Source organism: Wandonia sp., assembly GCF_984588085.1.
The window spans coordinates 39,584-57,982 of the sequence record NZ_CFIGVI010000018.1 but is presented as its reverse complement, the minus strand read 5'-3'; the positions used below and the strand labels follow the sequence as shown (position 1 = coordinate 57,982).

The following is an 18,399-nucleotide window of genomic DNA, read 5'->3' as shown; positions in this document are numbered from 1 at the left end:
AACCTTCTGAGCCGTAATCAGATGCGCTATTCAGTTGCGCCACGAGGCCTTTTTGCTTCCCTTTAGCTATTGCTTACAGGGTTATTGCGGGTGCAAAGGTAATCATCTTTTTTAAATCCGCAAGTTTTTTTAATGAATTTCTGCGGTAATTCCCCGATCCAGTAACGCAGTACACATTGGTTCAAGTGCTTCCCAATCTCCTTTTTTTACAGAACACTTTCCATTATAGTGAATAATCATCGTACATTGCTCTGCCTGTATAGGCTCATGCTTACAAACTTTCACCAGCGCCTCTATGACAAAATCAAACGTATTTACATCATCATTAAAAACAATAAGATTACGTTGATCTACCAGTAATTCCACCAACTGCTCGTCAAACTCTTCCTTGGTCTTTGTCATATCCCAATAATTTTAAACTACAAAATTACAAAAAAGTAGCACAAGGTCTACCAATCTATCTCTTCATTTCTCACAAGAATATCCCAGGTGTGATCGGGAAGTAATTTCACCGTAGCGATAAATTCGAATGATTTTCCACTTCTTCCCCATTGTTCAGGGGCGATGAGAGAGAGTAAAAAACTGCCCTCCTCTTTCCGGTAGAAATGATAAACATGAGATATAATCGGAGTGAAACGGATTTCAGCCTGATAAATGCGTTCCGAAATTTCTTTACGAGCCTGAATCTTCTTTGCCTGTTCTGCCAACAGCTGCATCTGCTCATATATCTGCCCCAGCTGCTGATCTGTTTGCTGTTCCATAGCTGCTACGGAAAGCCCTTTAATTTTCCCCTTATCTTCCGGTTTAATTACTGCACTTCCTACGTGATGTCCGTATTCAAGACTATGCGGGTTTTCTGTAATCTTATCCGGATCGATAGGATTCACAAACTCTTTATTTTTTTTCTCTTTACTCATTTACTTCATCCTCTGCTACTCAACCTATAAAGATACGCAAAGGTTTTCAAAAAGTCGAAAATTCCCGATTCAGTTTGCAGACTATTTACAACAAAAAACCCCTGTTATCATCAGACGACAGGGGTTTCTTATATCTAAACAATCGGAATTAATTCACCGCTACTTTTGGCGCTGCTGCCAGAATTTCTTCATTCGCATTGTCTTCAAACTGCTTGAAATTCTTCACAAATTGCTCTGCAAGATGTAGTGCTTTCGCATCATAAGCAGACTTGTCAGCCCATGTATTTCTTGGTGTAAGGATTTCATCCGGAACTTCAGGACAAGTCACCGGCATTTCCAATCCGAATACTTCGTGTTTCGCGTACTCAACATTATCCAACTGTCCCGTAAGAGCAGCTGTAATCATTGCACGGGTGTATTTCAGGCTGATACGGCTTCCTACTCCATATTCTCCACCTGACCATCCTGTGTTGATCAACCACACACGAACATTTGTTTCTTTCATTTTCTCTCCCAGCATTTCTGCATACTTTGTCGGGTGCAGCGGCAAGAACGCTTTTCCGAAACATGCCGAGAAGGATGGTTGTGGCTCTGTTACCCCTACTTCAGTTCCTGCTACTTTAGCAGTATATCCCGAAATGAAATGATACATTGCCTGTCCGGGAGTTAAACGCGAGATCGGAGGTAATACTCCAAAAGCATCTGCCGTAAGAAAGAAAATATTCTTTGGATCAGTTCCTACCGAAGGCTCTACAATATTATCAATATGATAAATCGGATAAGAGACTCTTGTATTTTCTGTTATTGTTGAATCCGAGTAATCAGGAGCGGAAGTTCCTTTATAGAAACCGATATTCTCAAGAATCGCACCAAACTTAATCGCATTATAAATCTGAGGCTCCTTCTCTTTTGCAAGATCGATTGTTTTCGCATAACAACCTCCTTCAAAATTAAACACCGAACCATTCGCCCATCCGTGCTCATCATCACCGATCAATCGACGGTTAGGATCTGAAGAAAGGGTTGTCTTTCCGGTTCCGGAAAGTCCGAAGAAAATTGCCGTATCTCCCTCTTTTCCAATGTTTGCCGAACAATGCATCGAAAGAACATTTCGCTCATGCGGAAGGATATAGTTCAAAACAGAGAAAATACCTTTCTTAATTTCTCCTGTATATCCTGTTCCCCCGATAATGATCATCTTTTTGGTGAAGTTAATCACCGCAAAATTGTGCTGACGTGTACCGTCAATTTCAGGATCAGCATAAAATCCGGGAGCATTTATAATATGCCACTCCGGCTCAAAGTTTTCCAACTCTTCTTCTGTCGGACGCAGGAACATGTTATAAGCAAACATATTCGACCAGGGATACTCAGCCACAACACGAATATTCAACTTATATTCAGGATCAGCACAGGCGTACGAATCACGTACATACACCTCCCGATTCGCCAAATATGCCTTCATTCTATTGTAAAGCGCATCGAATTTTTCAGGAGTAAATTTGATATTGATATCACCCCACCAAACTGAGTTTTCCGTATTTTCATCACATACGATAAAACGATCCTTAGGTGACCTTCCCGTAAATTCACCGGTTTCAATAGCCAAAGCTCCAGTCTCCGACAGAACACCCTGCCCATTGATTATAGTTTCCTCTACCAACTCTGCAGGGGTCAGGTTCCAGTATACATTCCCCAAATTGTAGAGTCCGATTGAATCTTTCAAATTGGCATTCTTACCTCTCTTTCCAAATTCGTTCATAAAATTTCTTTTCTAGCAACCGCTGTTATTAATTAATACAAAATTAAAGTTAATTGATAAACGAAAACATATTTCGCATTATTGTTTTTCACATTTTCCGTATAAAACCTGTTGAAATAAATCTAAAATAATTGCATCTTATTCAATTTTCATCCTGATCCGGTACTCTTTCGGGTAATAATTGTTCATCCGGTTTCCCAGATTTTTTCCAAACCCAAGTACTTTCCCTTTGAAACACACTAAAACCCACCCTTTTGGTCCGTCGATCTGTATCGCTTCTCCTTTCAGGTAGTAAAGTGCTGTTTTCTCATCCAGATCAACTTTTGGAAAATCAGCAGGAACAAGAACTGCCATTCCCCATTCGTGATCGGGAATAAATTTCTTCCCTTCACCGGCTCCTAATCGAACTCCCCATTTCAAACATCTCAATTTATCAAGAATCAGCTTTCCTGTTTCCAGTAGAACCGTTGGAAATGCATAAAACTGTTCCCGATAATAGTGTATAGAGTAATTCGAATGTATTACCCGTTTAAGCAGTTCAGGACTATCAACTTTTTCCTCTCGTTTTTTCTTTTTTCCTGCCCTTTTCCCTGGCAAACCCACTTCTGTACTTTCCGTTTTTTTCAGTAAAACAAAGTAAAATCCTTCCGTTTTCATTTTATGTGGATAGCAATACCATCCTAACTCTCCTGTTCCTGCTGTCAGATTCCACTTATCCGGAAATTGTAATTGAACCGATTCTGCTCTTCCTTCCTCAATCCACTCCCGGATTTGTTCCTCATTCTCTTCTTTATTAAAAGTACAGGTAGAATACAAGACATAACCTCCCGATCGAACTGAAGGCCAAATATCTTCCAGAATCTCTCGTTGCCTTACCACACAGCGCTCTGCGTTCTCTTCTGACCACTCATCTCTCGACTGCTCATCTTTCCGGAACATTCCTTCTCCTGAACAGGGAGCATCTAAGAGTACAAAATCAAATACGGATCCCAACTGTGCAAAGTCCGCAGCTTCATTATTCGTAACGATACAATTTCCTGCCCCCCACTTAATAAGGTTTTCCCTCAACACCAATGCCCTGTTCCTGATAATTTCGTTTGCTACCAAAAGACCTCTACCCGATAAATAACTTAGTAAAACGGTACTTTTTCCACCGGGAGCAGCACATAGATCCAAACAAATCGGAGCGTCAGGTAGTTCAATATTTCTCAAAACCTCATCAACAAACATAGACCCCGCCTCCTGCGCATAATACACTCCCGCATGAAATAATGGATCAAGTGTAAAAACAGGGCGTTCCCGGAGGTATCTACCCATTGGACACCAGGCAATTTGCTCTTCCGAGTCAAAAACAGGATCAGATTTAAGAGGATTTAGACGAATAGAAACAGGAGAGGGTTGGTTCAGAGAGGACAGCAGCGCATCCGCATCCGGAATTTGTTCTCGAATGCGATATACAAAACGTTCTGGTAATTGAACCATGGGACAAAATTATAATTTCCTGTTTTTACAACAATATTGAGGCAAAAAAAATGTTACTTTTCATGAATTATGGATTTTATATCTGCAAAACCAAACTGTCATCGTATGATCTGGTATACACTAGTTATGATTATTGCAATGGGGTGCAACGACACCTCTGTACGAGAAAATATACTGCTGGAAAACGGTCGGAAACAACACCATGAAGAAGCGTTAAACTTTTGCCGTGAAAATGCTATGAATACGGAATATTACTACCTGCTTGATATGCGGGTTCACTCCGGAAAAAAACGATTTTTCATTTATGATTTCACTAAAAACAAGTATTCAGACACCGCTATTGTTACCCACGGAGCCTGTGATGTGTTTGCTGCCAATCCTGACAAATATAAAAAAGCAAAATTCAGTGATAAAAATAATAGTCATTGTTCATCGGAAGGAAAATATAAAATCGGCGGGAGAGATTACAGTTCATGGGGAATTCATGTCAAATACTGGCTACATGGGTTAGAAGAATCCAATGCGAGTGCGCAGGATCGAATCGTGGTACTGCACTCGTGGAGCGCTGTAACGGATGAAGAAATATACCCGGATTATTCTCCTTTAAGTTGGGGGTGCCCTGCCGTTTCAGATAATTTTATGAAAAAGATAGATCAACAATTGAAACAGACCGGAAAACCTGTCCTACTCTGGATAATTGGTTAATCATTTTAGTATTCGTCAACCGACACCCGCATAGAGAACAGGTAAAACACACCTTCTTCCAGCGGGGTAAAAACGGCCTTCACTTTCCCGGATGATTTCAAAGCCAGGGTCAAAATTCCCAGACCTCCGCCTCCTTTCTCCGTCAATTCTCCCTGGTCCAATTGCCGAATCAGCATTTCTTTCAATTCATCCCTCCTCAGTCCTTCAATACGGTTTAAGTGATATTCAAGCAATCGTTTTGTTCGATCGTCTATCAAATTTCCAAAAACAAGCACAAACTGCTGTTCCCGCTTATAAAACAACACAAACGAAACACCTGAAAATTCAGGATGATCCAATCCGTGCCGTTCAATATTCTGTAATCCTTCAACGGCAAGCGTAAAGAGTCGCTTGGAATTCTTTTTCGGCAGATTAAGTCGATCAATCAAATACTCGAGTTCAACCAGTATCGCATCCACCTCTTCCGTCAACAACTGCCCGGAACAGGAATACAATAAATCTACAGTCTGATCCCCCTCAAGGTGACTTATTACATGATCGATATGTGCATTTTCTCCGTTCAGAATGTATAAGTTTTCTAAACGTAGAACGAAAAATTATAGATTTCGTTGGCTAATTGCGAAAAAAATTTTTGCTACTGCCGGACAGATCTCTGTATTCTTCAGTGACAGGTTCAGGATTTGCTGCATATTCTTACGATCCGTATGCGGATACTCCCGACAGGCTTTCGGACGCCATTCATACACCGAACAGTAATTATCTTCCCCTAAAAATGGACAGGGAGCAGTCTGTAATACCCAATCGCGATCCGCATCCATAATGAGGTATTTTTTCTGAAACTCGGCTACCGGCATTCGCAAAGCTTTTGCCAGTCGCTCTATATCCACATCCCTGAATATAGGACTGGTGGTTTTACAACAATTGGCACACGCCAGACAATCCACTTCTTCGAACACTTCGTTATGTAACGTATGGAACAGGTTATCAACCTCTCTGGCATTCTTTTTCTTCAGCTTTCTTACCAGCGATTTGTAGTTTTTCTTCTGTCCTAATGCGGTATCAATATCGTTTTGGTACTTCATCTGCTAAAAATCGATCACAAAGTTAGGAAAAATGGTAGGTCATTTAATCAGTCCTTATTATATTTAGCCCTTCTAAAATCTCAGAGTCGTTCAATGGAGAAATACGATCTTATTGTTATTGGAGGAGGTCCCGCAGGTTATGCAGCTGCTATGCGTGCGATCGACTTCAAAAAAACCGTTTGTTTAATTGAAAAAGACCGTGTTGGTGGTGCCGGACTATACAACGGTGCACTTTCTTCCAAAACCCTCTGGGAAATGTCCCAAAAGGTCTATGAAGTAAATGAGGCTACACAACACTTAAGGAAAGAACAATTTGAGTTTTCCTGGGAAGAAGTAAAAAAAACACTGGAAGAAGCTCTCTTTGAGCGCAAGTTTCATTACTCTTGTCACATCAAGTTATTGCAATCGGCTACTGAAAAACAATATTTCACCTACGAAAGAGGTTTTGGGAAACTCCTGAATGAAAATGAAGTGGAAATCACCCGTTCCAATGGAGAAGGTAGTAAAACTATTTATGGAGAAAATATTATTCTGGCTACAGGGAGTACACCAAGAAAACTTCCTCACATCGATGTAGATGAAAAGACGATCCTTACTTCGGACGGAATAGAATCGATAAAAGACTATCCGAAAAGTCTTGTAATTATCGGAGCCGGGGTCATTGGCTGTGAATACGCTACGATATTTTCCAATTTCGGAAAAACAAAAGTCTACATCATTGACCGACAGGACAGAATTCTGCCTTTTGAAGATGAAGATGTATCAGCTATGGTAGCTGATAACCTGATCCGAAAAGGAGTTACGATTCACAACAATGCGCAACTTGAGCGTATCGAGAAAATCGGTAATGAAGTGGAATATGAACTATCCTATCCTGACGGACGAAGCGAAGTTATTCGTGTCGAAAAAGCATTGCTTTCCATTGGCCGGACGCCCAATTTGGAAAACCTGGGACTCGAAAATGCCGGTGTAATGCTCTCGACCCGTGGTGTACATGTAGAAGACAATGATACCGTAACCAATATCCCTAATATTTTTGCGGTAGGTGATTTGATCGGAAGAATTGCACTGGTCAATATGGGTGAAATTGAAGCCCGTTATACCGTTGAGCGTATTTTTAGTGAAACTCCGGTGAAAAAACTGAATTACGATAATGTTTGTACTATTATGTTCCTGCGTCCTGAAGTAGCACTTGTAGGAATGAATGAGCAACAGTGTATTAAACAAAATATACCTGTTAAAGTAGTAAAACTGGATTACTCGTTGATCTCACGGGCAATTGCCATGAGACGTACACAAGGATTCATTAAAATCATTGTTACCAATGACGATGAAATGCGTATTTTAGGTATGCGTGTAATCGGAGAGCATGCTTCAACGGCAATACAGGCAATAGGACTACTGATAAAAATGCACGAGCCGATTGAAACACTTTCCGAGCTGATTCACCCCCACCCTTCTATTGTGGAAGGTATTCAGGAATGTGTCCGTATGTTATTAAACCGTTCCCTCTTCAAAGCTTCTGTATTTGGCGATAAAATGGCATGTTACAGTCTTGTGGACGGAAAAAAAATACCGTTGGAACGACTTTAGACAACCATTTATCATGGTAATTATCCGAACATACAGAAAGCCGGTTTCAGAGTCCGATAAAGTATTAATTTAGTTAAAAATAACACAAGAATAAATGAGAAAAACAGCCGCTATGTTGCTTTTTTCCGGTGTAAGTACCTTATCCCTTGCACAGGAAAAAGAAATAAAATTTACGGAATATGACCTCGATAACGGCATGCACGTTATTCTGCATCAGGATAACAGTAATCCTATTGTAGCCGTATCTATTATGTACCACGTTGGTTCCAAGAATGAAAATCCGGAAAGAACAGGTTTTGCTCACTTTTTTGAGCACCTTATGTTCGAAGGAAGTCAGAACATAGACCGTGGTGAATTTTCCCGATTGGTAGAAATGAACGGAGGTGTACTGAATGCCAACACTTCTCAGGACAGAACGTATTACTATGAAATTCTTCCATCTAACCAGTTGGAGCTAGGGTTGTGGTTAGAGTCAGAAAGACTACTTCACGCGAAAGTGGACAGCGTAGGTATTGAGACACAACGGGAAGTGGTAAAAGAAGAAAAGCGTCAGCGAATTGACAACCAACCTTATGGTTCATTCATGGCAAAAGCTTTCTCCATGATGTTCAAGGAACATCCCTACCAATGGACTCCGATCGGAAGTATGGAACATTTGGATGCTGCTCAGGAAGAAGATTATATCAACTTCTACAAAACATTCTATGTTCCTAATAATGCGACATTGTCTATTGCAGGAGACATTAGTATTGAAGAAACCAAAATACTTATTGAGAAGTACTTTGCGTCTATTCCTTCAGGTGAAAAGCTGAACGCTTACCGGGATCTTGTTAACCTTCCTGCAAATGAGGTAGCTGAAAAGTACAACCTGAAAGAAAAGAAAATCAAAAAAGCTTTGGCAAAAACACCTGCTGAGGTAGCGTACAAGAAGTTATTTAAAAATGTTTCTGAAACACAGATTCCGATTCCTCAACCGACACAGGTTGAAGCTCCTTTAAGCGGTGTGTTTACAGACACAGTATACGATAACATTCAGTTACCGGCTCTTTTTGCCTGCTACCGTATGCCGGCACAAAACTCTCCTGATTTTTACTCCGTGCAAATGATGAACGAAATTCTGTCAGGAGGAAGTAGTTCCCGACTGAATAAATCAGTTGTAGAAAAAGATCAGTTAGCGATGACCATGTTCTCGTTCCCATTTCCTCTTGAGCATCCGGGAATGGCACTTATCTTGGGAATTGCCAACAGCGGAGTCAGTCTTGATAAACTTCAGCAAGGAATGGATAAAGAAGTAGCTCGTCTGCAAACAGAGTTAATCTCTGATGCGGAATATGAGAAAATTCAAAATTCGTTTGAAAGTAACTTCTACTCTTCCAATTCGACCATGTCCGGAATAGCAGAAGCTCTGGCAAATAACTATGTTTACTTCGGTAATACCAATCTTATCAATAATGAATTGGAAAAATACAAGAAAGTAACCAAAGAAGATATCCGACAGGCAGCGATCAAATACTTCTCACCGGAAAGAAGAATTCTTCTATACTACCTTCCGAAGGAAAATAACGAAGAAGAAAAGTAGAACCGTATTTCATCGAAAGAAAAAATAAGACAATGAAAAATATTATTTTATACACATTCATCATGGCGACTTTCGGACTTCATGCCCAGATTGATCGCTCAGTGCGCCCGCAAGCAGCAAAAGCTCCGGCTGTTAATATTCCGGACTCGGAAATTTTTGATCTTGATAACGGAATGACTGTAATCCTCTCGAAAAATGACAAAATTCCACGGGTTTCATTTAATCTGGTTATGGGAACTGATCCTATGCTGGAAGGGGAAAAAAGTGGTTTGGCAGACTTTGCCGGGAGTATGATCCTGTCAGGGACGAAGAATCTCAGTAAGGATGAATTGGACTTTAAGATCGATTACATGGGGGCAAACATATCTGCCAGTTCCTCTTCGATCTATGTTTCAGGACTGTCCAAATACGATAACGATCTGATCGCTATTCTTGCTGAGATCGTGAAAAATGCCAATTTCCCAGAATCCGAGTTCGATCGGATTAAAAAACAAAGTGCTTCTGCTTTGTCAATGACAAAGTCTGACGCCAACACAATGGCTTCTAATATTACCAATTCTGTAATTTTCGGAAAAAAGCACCCGAGAGGAGAAAGTATGACGGAAGAAACATTGGAAGCAATTACGCTTGATGATGTAAAGAATTACTTCCACAGTAAATTTACGCCCCGAAACAGTTACCTCGTTGTAGTTGGAGACATCGACGCTTCTCGCCTTCAGGAACTCATCAAGAATACATTGGGAAACTGGACAGGGAAGGTTGCTGAAAGTAGTAAATATGTTGTAAAACCAAATCAAAAAGGTAGTCGTGTTATTTTCGGGAAAAAAGCCGGAGCTGTTCAGTCAGTTATTCAGGTAGCAATTCCTCTTAACATTACACCGGGACACCCGGATGAAATCAAGGTCAAATTGATGAACCAAATCCTTGGTGGAGGAACATTTGAAGCTCGCCTGATGCAAAACCTGCGTGAGGACAAAGCATATACATACGGGTGTTACTCAGGCGTATCCATCGCCAGAACAGGAAGTTACTTCTACACTTCAGGAAGTTTCCGTAACGAAGTAACGGATAGTGCGGTTACTCAAATTCTTTCGGAAATAAGAACGATCACTGAGAATCCTGTAACCGAAGAAGAACTTCAACTAGCCAAGGCTTCGATGTCCGGCTCGTTTGTTCGTGCTCTTGAACGTCCTCAGACGATCGCTGATTTTGCTTTGTCTATCTTCCGCAACAAGCTGGACAAGGACTACTACAAGAACTATCTGAAAATGATCGAAGAAACGACGGTGAGTGACATTAATAAAATGGCCGAATCATATCTTGATTATGAAAATGCCTATATCATTGTTGTAGGAAATGAGAAGATTGCCGAAAACCTGCTTCCTTTTGATCAGGATGGAAAAATTGAGTATTACGATGCTTTCGGAAACCCGGAAACAGGATTCAAAAAAGCAGACATTTCTGCTGAAAAAGTAATTGAGAATTATATTCTGGCGGTTACACAATCGAAAACAAGAAAAGAAGCAGAGCAAAAAATAGGAAAGATCAAATCAATGACACAGGTGATGACAGCCACTCCTTCCGGAGCCCCTGTAAGTTTTGATATGTACACCTATCTAAAGACTCCAAGTTCTGAAGCGATGGAAATTCTTTTCAATGGTCAGGTAATGCAACGTACGTTCTTTAATGGAAAAGCAGGTGGAATGGAATCATCCCCTATGGCAGGAGGACAATCAATCGAGTATTCTGACGAAGAAGTCGCTGAAAAGAAAAAAACGATTGGTCTTATTCCCGAAGTAAACTACAGTAAAAACGGAGTTAAGTTCAACCTTTTAGGAATTAAAAAGGAAATGGGGAAAGATTATTATGTGATTGAAACAAGTACTTCAAACTCGGTAACACAGGATTACTATTCTGTTTCCACTTTCCAGAAAGAACGATCCAGTTCTGTAACTACAGTAGATGGAGAAACTTCATCATCCAGTATGGAATATCGTAAGTTTAATGAGGTTAACGGAATTTTGTTCCCTCACGAACTTAGCCAGATGGCCGGTTCTATGTCATTACTGGTTGAAGTAAAATCTATCGAGATTAACAAATCTATCGACGATAAGAAGTTTGTAAAATAGTAGTAGAATTTATTTATAGAAAAGAGGAACGGTAGTACCGTTCCTCTTTTTATTTAGTTTCTAAGGTTCTGAAAAATGCATGTAGAGCTTTCCTCTCTTCTTCTGAAAGAACAAAGCCTGTTATCTTTTCCGACTGATTGAAATTTCCGCTTCCTCCTTTTGCATAATAATCCAGTACCTCATCAATGGTTTGTACTGATCCGTCATGCATATACGGATATGTTTTTGTCACATTGCGTAACGATGGAACCTTGAACTTTCCAAAATCTGTCGAATCTGCAGTTATCCTGTACCTTCCTCCATCTCTTCCATTCCCGCTACCGTTAGACTTGATCTCAAACGAAGTAAAAAACGGAGCCGGGTGACAGTCCGTACAATGTAACTGTTCATCAAAGATCCTGTATCCCTTCAGTGCCTGCTTATCAAGTTCTTTTCCCAGAAAATAATAATCATCAAACGGACTGTTCCAGGCAGTCAATGTACGCTCATAAGCGGCTAACGCACGTGTTAGTACCCACACATCAAACTCCCTGTCAAAAATTTGTTTTGCCAACTCATTATACTCACCGATATTGTGAAGTTTTTCCACTAATTCACCTATCTTTTCATACCCCATTTCATTCAAATCGGTTATCGGAACGACCGCCTGCATTTCAAGCGTTTTGATTTCTCCTTCAAACATAAAATGAGGTTGATAGGCTACATTGATTAAGGAGGGTGCATTTCGCAAAGATTTCCGACCATAAACTCCATTAGAAAGTGGTAAATTATCGGTAAATGCTCTTTCAGGAACATGACAGGTTGCGCAAGAAACCGTATTATCAATACTCAGTCTGGGGTCAAAAAACAGTTTTTCTCCCAATTCCACTTTTTCAATGCTAAAGGGATTATCCTCAGGATGAATAGGCTCCGGATAAGGTGACGAACAGGAAAACAAGGTCACTAAACCAACCTGCAGCAAAAGAAATCTTGTTGCGGAAGAAGTGACTATACTCTCCCCTTTTCTCATTTTTATTCCGGCTTTCTGAAAATGTACAAAATTTCTCCGGGACTCAGGCGATACCGTTCGATCAGTTTTTCATCCAACTCTGTTTTCGGATTGTATTCCTCTACATCAAAACCAACAGTTTTTAACTTTTCAGGATAATCCAATCCATATAAACGAACATGGTCTTTTTGCCAAAAATGTTTCTCGCGCTCTTCAGGAGAAGTAATACTTTTATCCTCATACGTTTCTGAGCGCGTAAGATCCATAGGAACCTGAAATATCCCCCATCCACCGGGCTTCATCACGCGAAATAACTCACCCATACATTGTTTGTCATCTTCTACATGTTCCAGAACATGGTTACAAAAAACAACATCAAACCGATTGTCTTCAAGTGGAATATCATGCAAATCAAAGTGTATATCTGCTATCGGAGAAACCAGGTCTCCCGTAAGGTACTTCAGGTTATTCTGTTTTTTGAAATGCGGTAAAAAGCACTGTTCAGGTGCAATATGCAACATTTCAATCTGCTCAGCCGTGAAAAAATCAGATTTATTAAGTAAATACAACCAGATCAGACGATGTCTTTCCAATGTCAGATCATACGGGCATAATACATTCTCCCGGTGCGCTACTGCTGATCCGTACGAAAGAAACTTGCGGAAAGATCGTTGACAAACGGGACACTCTACCTTATCCCCTTTATACAACATCGGAGCTATTTGCTTAAAAACATAACTCATTCGTATCAAAACAGGACGCGGCAACGTATTCAACAGAAATTTATACAGTTTCTTCATCTCGACATAGTTCCTACTACTGATCCCCGGTCAAAACCCATTAACAAAGGACTGTTCAGTAAATTTCCGTAAAGTTACTTTTCCTGCTCTAAAAATCGATACTTTCGTTCAGTAAATGTTGCGTGTGTTCACTGGAAGAATTCTTCAAATATGCTTTTTTCTTCTGCTTTTCTTTCCTCCGGAACTTAAAGCACAGGAGAGTAAGCTCTTTGATTTCAAAGACTCCAGTATTCATTATAACCTCTATAAACGTCGTTGGATTATAGATATAGGAACTGGTTTTAACAGCACTCATCTTTCTTATAATCTCAAATATGACGGTCATGGTAAAGTAAATATGATTCCCAATACGCCGTTTGTATTTCAGGCCGGGGTTCATTATCTGGGGGTACGTTTGGGGCTGACATTTAAATTACCTGTCAATACGCTTAACCCAAAGTTGTATGGTAAGTCCAATTACCTGAATCTCGACCTGGGATTTGCTATTAAACGAATAAATTTTGCTGTAGACATCAATTACTTCAAAGGATTTGCCTACTTAAATCAACAGGCAGTAGATACAGTCGCTTTACCAGAGAAACACGGGATTCACCCGGATTATACAACAGCTACCGTAGGGTTACATGTTCGTTATTTTTTCAGAAAGGGTTTTCATTACAAGGCTTTTCAGGGAAAAGTTGCTGACTATAAAAGATCTTCGCTGAGTCCGTACATCTACGGCTATCTGGGTGGAATTGGAATCAGTAACGACAAAAACTATCTTCTTTCCGATTTTCAACGCACAGTATCTCAGGATAACTCCAATATGAACCGTTTGGGTTCCTTTGAACTGGGAGCTATCCCCGGACTGGCGTATGTCTATAAAAAAGAGTGGTTTCAGGGTGGCATTCTTGCCGGGTTCGGCCCTTTATTACAGGTTAAATCCTATAAAACCCCTGATAACTCCAGAGGTTTCCTAGGCTTAAGTACTCGTACAGATTTGATGTTGGTACTGGGTGTTCAAAAAACCAAATGGTTTCTGAATCTTTCAGGCGAATTCCAGTTCAGACGGATAAATATCAAAAACATAAATTTCCAACAGTATTATTTTGACGTCCGTCTGTCCGGAGGGTATCGCTTTAAGGAAAAAGCAAGGAAGAAAAAGAAATAACCATTATTCCTCCTCTACCACAGCAACCTGTAGCTTCATCTTTTTCTCTTCTTTTTTTATACGCCACTTTACCAGAATGACACTCAGTAAAAAATAAGCTACGATTTGAATAACCAGTTGTTGTATATTAGGCAACACTTGCTCCAATGTAGCACCTTCCATCAACAGATGTTTAAACGCACTAAGGAAAGGAGTTAACGGTAAAGTATTGGCCAGCCACTGAATTGGAGTTGCCATTGCAAAAATAGGCCATGTATATCCGCTAATAATAAACCCGGGAGCTGACAACAGCATCAAAACCTGAGTAGCTTTCAAGGCATTCGGTAGCATTGCACTTATCATGACCCCTAAAAAAGTTGCCGAAACGACAAACAAAGCAGACAAAACAATAAAATTAAATGGTCCGGACGGCAAAGGTGCATCGTACAACACATGAAACCCATAGAATATTCCCACCATTGGGATGGACAATACCCACACTGGAGCAACCTTAATCAATACGGTCGCCAATGCAGATTTTGTTTTACTTACGACTCCTTTCCCAAATGAGTTATTCTCTACCTCAAATGCAATACTAACCGCCATTGCCAATAATATCACCTGCTGAAGAACGACAGTAAGCATAGCCGGCCACATAAAAGAGAAATAATTCCCGGTTTCATTAAATACCTTAACATAGTTTTGCTTGAAAGGTTCGTACTTCATCTTAGCTTCCGCACCAGACATTCCTCTCCTCTGCAAAGCCTTAATTTCAGCACCTGCTGCAAAAGTCCCCAACGAAGTCTGAATACTTTTACTCACAAAATTTGCTGTCAATAAGTTGACCGTATTACAATACACCATTACTTCCGGATAACGCGCCTGTAAAATATCAGCCTCAAAACGATCGGGAATAATAACCATCGCCGAAGCATCTAATTTCACCATATCCGCTTGCACATCATTGGATTCCGCAAGTACTTTTTTAATCTCAATCCCTTCGTTATCCGCCAGCATTTCCAATATCTGTAAGCTCATCGGGGAATTGTCCCGATCCACTACTACCACCGGAAGCTCCGTTGCTTTTCCCGATTTATAAACAGAAGCCAGCATTACTGCATAAATAATCGGTGCAGCAACGAAGACTAATAACAAAGTCGTATTGCTGAAAAACATTTTAAACTCCCGACGCACTAAATACATTAAATTTTTCACCGTATTACTTTTTAAGAATTACAGATGCATTCACCAATAAATCCGTCAAATCCTCTCCTGCATCCGAAGGGACTAATTTCACTTCATAAAAAGCCTCGTCTATTTCAAGGTTGGGATAAGGACTGGTCACATCGGCATAACGGGCCAATTGTTTAACATTCTGAACTTTTACGCGAACATCTCTGTTTATATACGGAATAGACAAAGTAATCTCTTTTCCTTTCGTGTAACCGGCAATCTTTTTTTCCCCGATGGTCATCCTGAAATACGTTGAATTCGGAATATACCCATTGAACAATGCATAACCGGCAGTAGCCAACTCTCCCTCATGTAGAGAGATCGTTTCAACCTGCATACTGTTGGTTGCGATAATGTATTTCTCGGAATACGCAATTTCTACTTCCTTCAATACTCCCAATGCCTGTTGTTGCTGACCATACGCCGCATTACGGGTTTCAAAACGGGTTCCTTTCTCTACTTCTGCCCATTCCGCATTCACAGCATCCATCTGGGCTTTCGCAGCATTGTATTTGGCCTGAACTTCATCAAACTGCTGGGGTGCCATCAATCCTTCGTCAAACATTGCTTTCGAACGGTTAAATGATTTTTCTGCATATACATATTGCTCCTTTACAGCTTCCCGTTTAGCCTTCAATTGTTTTCTCTGATTTTCAGTAGCTCCGTTATTTGCCAACGTACTTTGTGCACTGGCTGCCTGAACAACCCCTGAAGCTTGCTCCAACTTAGCATCAACTTCAGGAACATCCAACATCGCTAATGTATCCCCCGGTTGTACCACATCTCCTTCCTGAACATAGATCTCAAGTATTCTACCGGTCACTTTAGGTGTAAAAGAAATTACCTCCTTTTTTATCTTGCCCTGAATCGGTTTTTCCTGTGGAGCAGAACAAGCTGTTACTAAAATGGCTCCAAAACCTATTGTAATGACATTTTTTATCTTCATGATTGTTTTATTATTTTAAAGTGGTTACATCTAAAATCCCCGCGGCTTCCAGATATTGAACAGCAGCTCTTCTCTGCTGAAAAATAGCTTGTGCATATTCCTGTTGTGCCAGTTGCAAATCATTTTCAGCCTCCAGTAACTGAAGCGATTTTATTAATCCTACTTTGAATTCTTTCATAGCTTGTTCCATGGAATTTTCGGCTATTTGCAAAGCCGTTTTTTTCACCTCCAGACGATCTCCGGCTATTTCCAACTCTACTTTTTGTTTTTCGAGTTGAAGCGTTATTTTTTCTGAAACATCATCCCGTTTGTTTTGAGCAATTTGTAAATCAATTTGCGCCCTTTTTGTTTCGTTGATTCCTTCTCTACCATCAAAAAGATCCCACTTTAGTCCAACCCCCGCAATAAATACAGGAGCAGCAGATATAGAGGAAAATGTATGATCCAGAGGTTGTTGCGTTGTCAATGATGGATCTGTAGTTCGCAACCTTCCATTATGTAGCCCAAAATATCCTACAGAGGCAGAAGCGCCAATCTTCGGCACCCACCATTTTTTGGCTGCTTTCACTTTATACTCATTAGCCAGTACTGCTGCATTCAGAGCAGTTATTTCCGGTCTGTTTACCGGCTCGACAACAAAAGAAACCGGCATAATAATCAAATCTTCTTCTATTTTTTCCAGCCTATCGTACTCTATTTTTGTAATTGTATGCAGACTCAACACGACCAAACGTCTTTTTCCTTCATATTCTTTATACTTGGCTGCAAGCTGACTCACCGCAAGTGTTACTTTATTGTATTCATACTGCGTAATCAACCCAAGACTCAGTGCTTTTTCTGCTACTTTCAGGTTTTCTTCCAGCCGTTTGCTACTTTGATCCAGCGTTGCCTTAACTAATTTCAACATAGCCAACTGATCATACAGAGCAGTAACATTTTGGATGATTGCATTGCGATCGGTTTCCAATAAAGCGGTTTCCGCTTCAAGTCGTGCTTCGTTTGCTTTTTTTAGATTGCTCACCTTTCCCCCGGAAAAGAGCAGAAAGGAAGCTTTCAGGTCTGCCTGTGTAATAAAGTTATCCAGCTTATATCGGTTTTCGTGTTCCGGAAATGCCATTTGCAATTGTGGTATGGCAAAAGCAGGTGTCGTCAGATTGGAGGCTGCATAGGCGTATGATTCTTTTGCATTCAATTCAATACGGGGCATGTAAGCATCCTTGATTCGTTCCTGATCCAGTTCAATGCGTCTTAATTCCAGTTGTTTGTTCTCAAAAGCATAATCCTGTACCAGTGCACTGTCAATTACCTCCTGTAATGTTGGAGGAGTCTGCGCTGTCACCCGAACCTGCAGCGTGCCGACAAGTAATAAACTGACGAGGGCAAATTTGTTGTTTTTCATTTTGTTTCATTTTCACAAAACAAAATTACGGAGGGTTATCCCCCTGAAAATTCACCTATGTTAAGAAATAACGGATTAACTATTTTTCACAATTTTCGCTCGGACGCGACTTAGACTTTGCGGTTTTACTCCTAAATAAGAAGCTATATGTTGTAAAGGTGCGGAGTGAAATAAAGCTTCCTGATTGCTGATCAGGTTTAAATAGCGTTGTTCCAGAGAATCTGATTGAAATTCTTTTACCCGTTCAACCAGCCGGACATAAGCAAACTCTGCCATTTTCCGGGCAATACGTTCTATTCTCGGATGTTCTTCAAATAAGGCTTCTACTTTGGAAAAACGAAAAGTGATTACTTCTGTCGGTGTCAGTGCTTCGAAATAACTCTGGCTTGGTACTTTCTTTAACAAGGATTCATAATCCACACAAATGTCCCCGACCAGAAAAAAATTATAGGTAAAATCATTTCCATCAATAATCCGGTAAGAACGAATCATTCCCTGTTTGATAAAGTGAAAATGATCAATATGTCTGCCTATACAAGAAATATCTTCTCCCTGACGAAACCGTTCTTCTTTCCCAAGTTTTTGCATGAGGCATATTTCCTCATCACTTAAACCGAATGTGTGCAAAAATTCGTCAAGTTCCATACCCTAATTT

Annotated in this window: 17 protein-coding genes; 5 read left to right on the top strand and 12 right to left on the bottom strand. The window is 40.3% G+C overall.

What is annotated here, in order from left to right:
- Positions 1-129 precede the first annotated feature (129 nt).
- The 4 genes from AC4PL9_RS08955 to AC4PL9_RS08940 form a co-directional block, all read right to left on the bottom strand.
- On the bottom strand, positions 130-402 hold the full coding sequence (locus tag AC4PL9_RS08955) for an ATP-dependent Clp protease adaptor ClpS (RefSeq protein WP_343787833.1): 273 nt from the start codon (positions 400-402) through the stop codon (positions 130-132).
- Between the two features lie 47 nt (positions 403-449).
- Entirely contained in the window at positions 450-917 is a 468-nt protein-coding gene (locus AC4PL9_RS08950) for a DUF2452 domain-containing protein (RefSeq protein ID WP_491604411.1), read from the bottom strand.
- A 148-nt stretch (positions 918-1,065) separates the two neighbouring features.
- Positions 1,066-2,679 carry a phosphoenolpyruvate carboxykinase (ATP) gene (gene pckA, locus AC4PL9_RS08945; RefSeq protein ID WP_491604410.1) on the bottom strand — a complete coding sequence of 538 codons (1,614 nt, stop codon included), beginning with the start codon at positions 2,677-2,679 and terminating at the stop codon, positions 1,066-1,068.
- Positions 2,680-2,817: 138 nt separating this feature from the next.
- The gene (locus AC4PL9_RS08940) at positions 2,818-4,161 is read right to left on the bottom strand and encodes a methyltransferase RsmF C-terminal domain-like protein (protein WP_491604409.1); all 1,344 of its coding nucleotides are present in this window, start codon (positions 4,159-4,161) and stop codon (positions 2,818-2,820) included.
- A 105-nt stretch (positions 4,162-4,266) separates the two neighbouring features.
- On the opposite strand from AC4PL9_RS08940, the gene AC4PL9_RS08935 reads away from it, so the two are divergent.
- Positions 4,267-4,866, top strand: a complete 600-nt coding sequence (locus AC4PL9_RS08935) for a murein L,D-transpeptidase catalytic domain-containing protein (protein ID WP_491604408.1) — start codon at positions 4,267-4,269, stop codon at positions 4,864-4,866.
- Between the two features lie 5 nt (positions 4,867-4,871).
- On the opposite strand, the gene AC4PL9_RS08930 is transcribed toward AC4PL9_RS08935, so the two are convergent.
- Together AC4PL9_RS08930 and AC4PL9_RS08925 are read right to left on the bottom strand one after the other, a co-directional pair.
- Positions 4,872-5,360 (bottom strand): DUF6272 family protein, encoded by a 489-nt coding sequence (locus AC4PL9_RS08930; protein WP_491604407.1) that lies wholly within the window; start codon positions 5,358-5,360, stop codon positions 4,872-4,874.
- A gap of 102 nt (positions 5,361-5,462) precedes the next feature.
- A complete protein-coding gene (locus tag AC4PL9_RS08925; protein WP_491604406.1) occupies positions 5,463-5,948 on the bottom strand; it encodes a YkgJ family cysteine cluster protein in 486 nt (161 codons plus the stop codon).
- A gap of 93 nt (positions 5,949-6,041) precedes the next feature.
- Here AC4PL9_RS08925 and AC4PL9_RS08920 point away from each other — a divergent pair, with 93 nt between their 5' ends.
- The 3 genes from AC4PL9_RS08920 (at position 6,042) to AC4PL9_RS08910 (ending at position 11,249) form a co-directional block, all read left to right on the top strand.
- Entirely contained in the window at positions 6,042-7,541 is a 1,500-nt protein-coding gene (locus AC4PL9_RS08920; protein WP_491604405.1) for a dihydrolipoyl dehydrogenase family protein, read from the top strand.
- Positions 7,542-7,635: 94 nt separating this feature from the next.
- A complete protein-coding gene (locus AC4PL9_RS08915) occupies positions 7,636-9,120 on the top strand; it encodes a M16 family metallopeptidase (RefSeq protein WP_491604404.1) in 1,485 nt (494 codons plus the stop codon).
- Between the two features lie 32 nt (positions 9,121-9,152).
- Entirely contained in the window at positions 9,153-11,249 is a 2,097-nt protein-coding gene (locus tag AC4PL9_RS08910) for a M16 family metallopeptidase (protein ID WP_491604403.1), read from the top strand.
- 49 nt (positions 11,250-11,298) lie between these two features.
- On the opposite strand, the gene AC4PL9_RS08905 is transcribed toward AC4PL9_RS08910, so the two are convergent.
- Both AC4PL9_RS08905 and AC4PL9_RS08900 read right to left on the bottom strand, forming a co-directional pair.
- Entirely contained in the window at positions 11,299-12,258 is a 960-nt protein-coding gene (locus AC4PL9_RS08905; RefSeq protein ID WP_491604402.1) for a cytochrome-c peroxidase, read from the bottom strand.
- A 2-nt stretch (positions 12,259-12,260) separates the two neighbouring features.
- The gene (locus AC4PL9_RS08900; protein WP_491604401.1) at positions 12,261-13,037 is read right to left on the bottom strand and encodes a class I SAM-dependent methyltransferase; all 777 of its coding nucleotides are present in this window, start codon (positions 13,035-13,037) and stop codon (positions 12,261-12,263) included.
- Between the two features lie 124 nt (positions 13,038-13,161).
- Between AC4PL9_RS08900 and AC4PL9_RS08895 the strand changes: the two genes are divergently transcribed.
- Positions 13,162-14,187 (top strand): hypothetical protein, encoded by a 1,026-nt coding sequence (locus AC4PL9_RS08895; protein ID WP_491604400.1) that lies wholly within the window; start codon positions 13,162-13,164, stop codon positions 14,185-14,187.
- 3 nt (positions 14,188-14,190) lie between these two features.
- On the opposite strand, the gene AC4PL9_RS08890 is transcribed toward AC4PL9_RS08895, so the two are convergent.
- The 4 genes from AC4PL9_RS08890 to AC4PL9_RS08875 form a co-directional block, all read right to left on the bottom strand.
- The gene (locus AC4PL9_RS08890; RefSeq protein WP_491604399.1) at positions 14,191-15,381 is read right to left on the bottom strand and encodes an ABC transporter permease; all 1,191 of its coding nucleotides are present in this window, start codon (positions 15,379-15,381) and stop codon (positions 14,191-14,193) included.
- A 4-nt stretch (positions 15,382-15,385) separates the two neighbouring features.
- Positions 15,386-16,345, bottom strand: a complete 960-nt coding sequence (locus AC4PL9_RS08885) for an HlyD family secretion protein (protein WP_491604398.1) — start codon at positions 16,343-16,345, stop codon at positions 15,386-15,388.
- Between the two features lie 10 nt (positions 16,346-16,355).
- Positions 16,356-17,744, bottom strand: coding sequence for a TolC family protein (locus tag AC4PL9_RS08880; RefSeq protein WP_491604397.1), 1,389 nt, complete (start codon positions 17,742-17,744; stop codon positions 16,356-16,358).
- Positions 17,745-17,819: 75 nt separating this feature from the next.
- Positions 17,820-18,389 (bottom strand): Crp/Fnr family transcriptional regulator, encoded by a 570-nt coding sequence (locus AC4PL9_RS08875; RefSeq protein ID WP_491604396.1) that lies wholly within the window; start codon positions 18,387-18,389, stop codon positions 17,820-17,822.
- Positions 18,390-18,399 lie beyond the last annotated feature (10 nt).

Excerpts from the sequence above, each read along its gene's own strand:
- AC4PL9_RS08905 (WP_491604402.1), bottom strand. The coding sequence starts at position 12,258 with ATGAGAAAAGGGGAGAGTATAGTCACTTCTTCCGCAACAAGATTTCTT.
- AC4PL9_RS08925 (WP_491604406.1), bottom strand. The coding sequence starts at position 5,948 with ATGAAGTACCAAAACGATATTGATACCGCATTAGGACAGAAGAAAAAC.
- AC4PL9_RS08900 (WP_491604401.1), bottom strand. The coding sequence starts at position 13,037 with ATGAAGAAACTGTATAAATTTCTGTTGAATACGTTGCCGCGTCCTGTT.
- AC4PL9_RS08875 (WP_491604396.1), bottom strand. The coding sequence starts at position 18,389 with ATGGAACTTGACGAATTTTTGCACACATTCGGTTTAAGTGATGAGGAA.
- AC4PL9_RS08940 (WP_491604409.1), bottom strand. The coding sequence starts at position 4,161 with ATGGTTCAATTACCAGAACGTTTTGTATATCGCATTCGAGAACAAATT.
- AC4PL9_RS08915 (WP_491604404.1), top strand. The coding sequence starts at position 7,636 with ATGAGAAAAACAGCCGCTATGTTGCTTTTTTCCGGTGTAAGTACCTTA.
- AC4PL9_RS08910 (WP_491604403.1), top strand. The coding sequence starts at position 9,153 with ATGAAAAATATTATTTTATACACATTCATCATGGCGACTTTCGGACTT.
- AC4PL9_RS08920 (WP_491604405.1), top strand. The coding sequence starts at position 6,042 with ATGGAGAAATACGATCTTATTGTTATTGGAGGAGGTCCCGCAGGTTAT.
- AC4PL9_RS08880 (WP_491604397.1), bottom strand. The coding sequence starts at position 17,744 with ATGAAAAACAACAAATTTGCCCTCGTCAGTTTATTACTTGTCGGCACG.
- AC4PL9_RS08885 (WP_491604398.1), bottom strand. The coding sequence starts at position 16,345 with ATGAAGATAAAAAATGTCATTACAATAGGTTTTGGAGCCATTTTAGTA.
- AC4PL9_RS08935 (WP_491604408.1), top strand. The coding sequence starts at position 4,267 with ATGATCTGGTATACACTAGTTATGATTATTGCAATGGGGTGCAACGAC.
- AC4PL9_RS08955 (WP_343787833.1), bottom strand. The coding sequence starts at position 402 with ATGACAAAGACCAAGGAAGAGTTTGACGAGCAGTTGGTGGAATTACTG.
- pckA (WP_491604410.1), bottom strand. The coding sequence starts at position 2,679 with ATGAACGAATTTGGAAAGAGAGGTAAGAATGCCAATTTGAAAGATTCA.
- AC4PL9_RS08950 (WP_491604411.1), bottom strand. The coding sequence starts at position 917 with ATGAGTAAAGAGAAAAAAAATAAAGAGTTTGTGAATCCTATCGATCCG.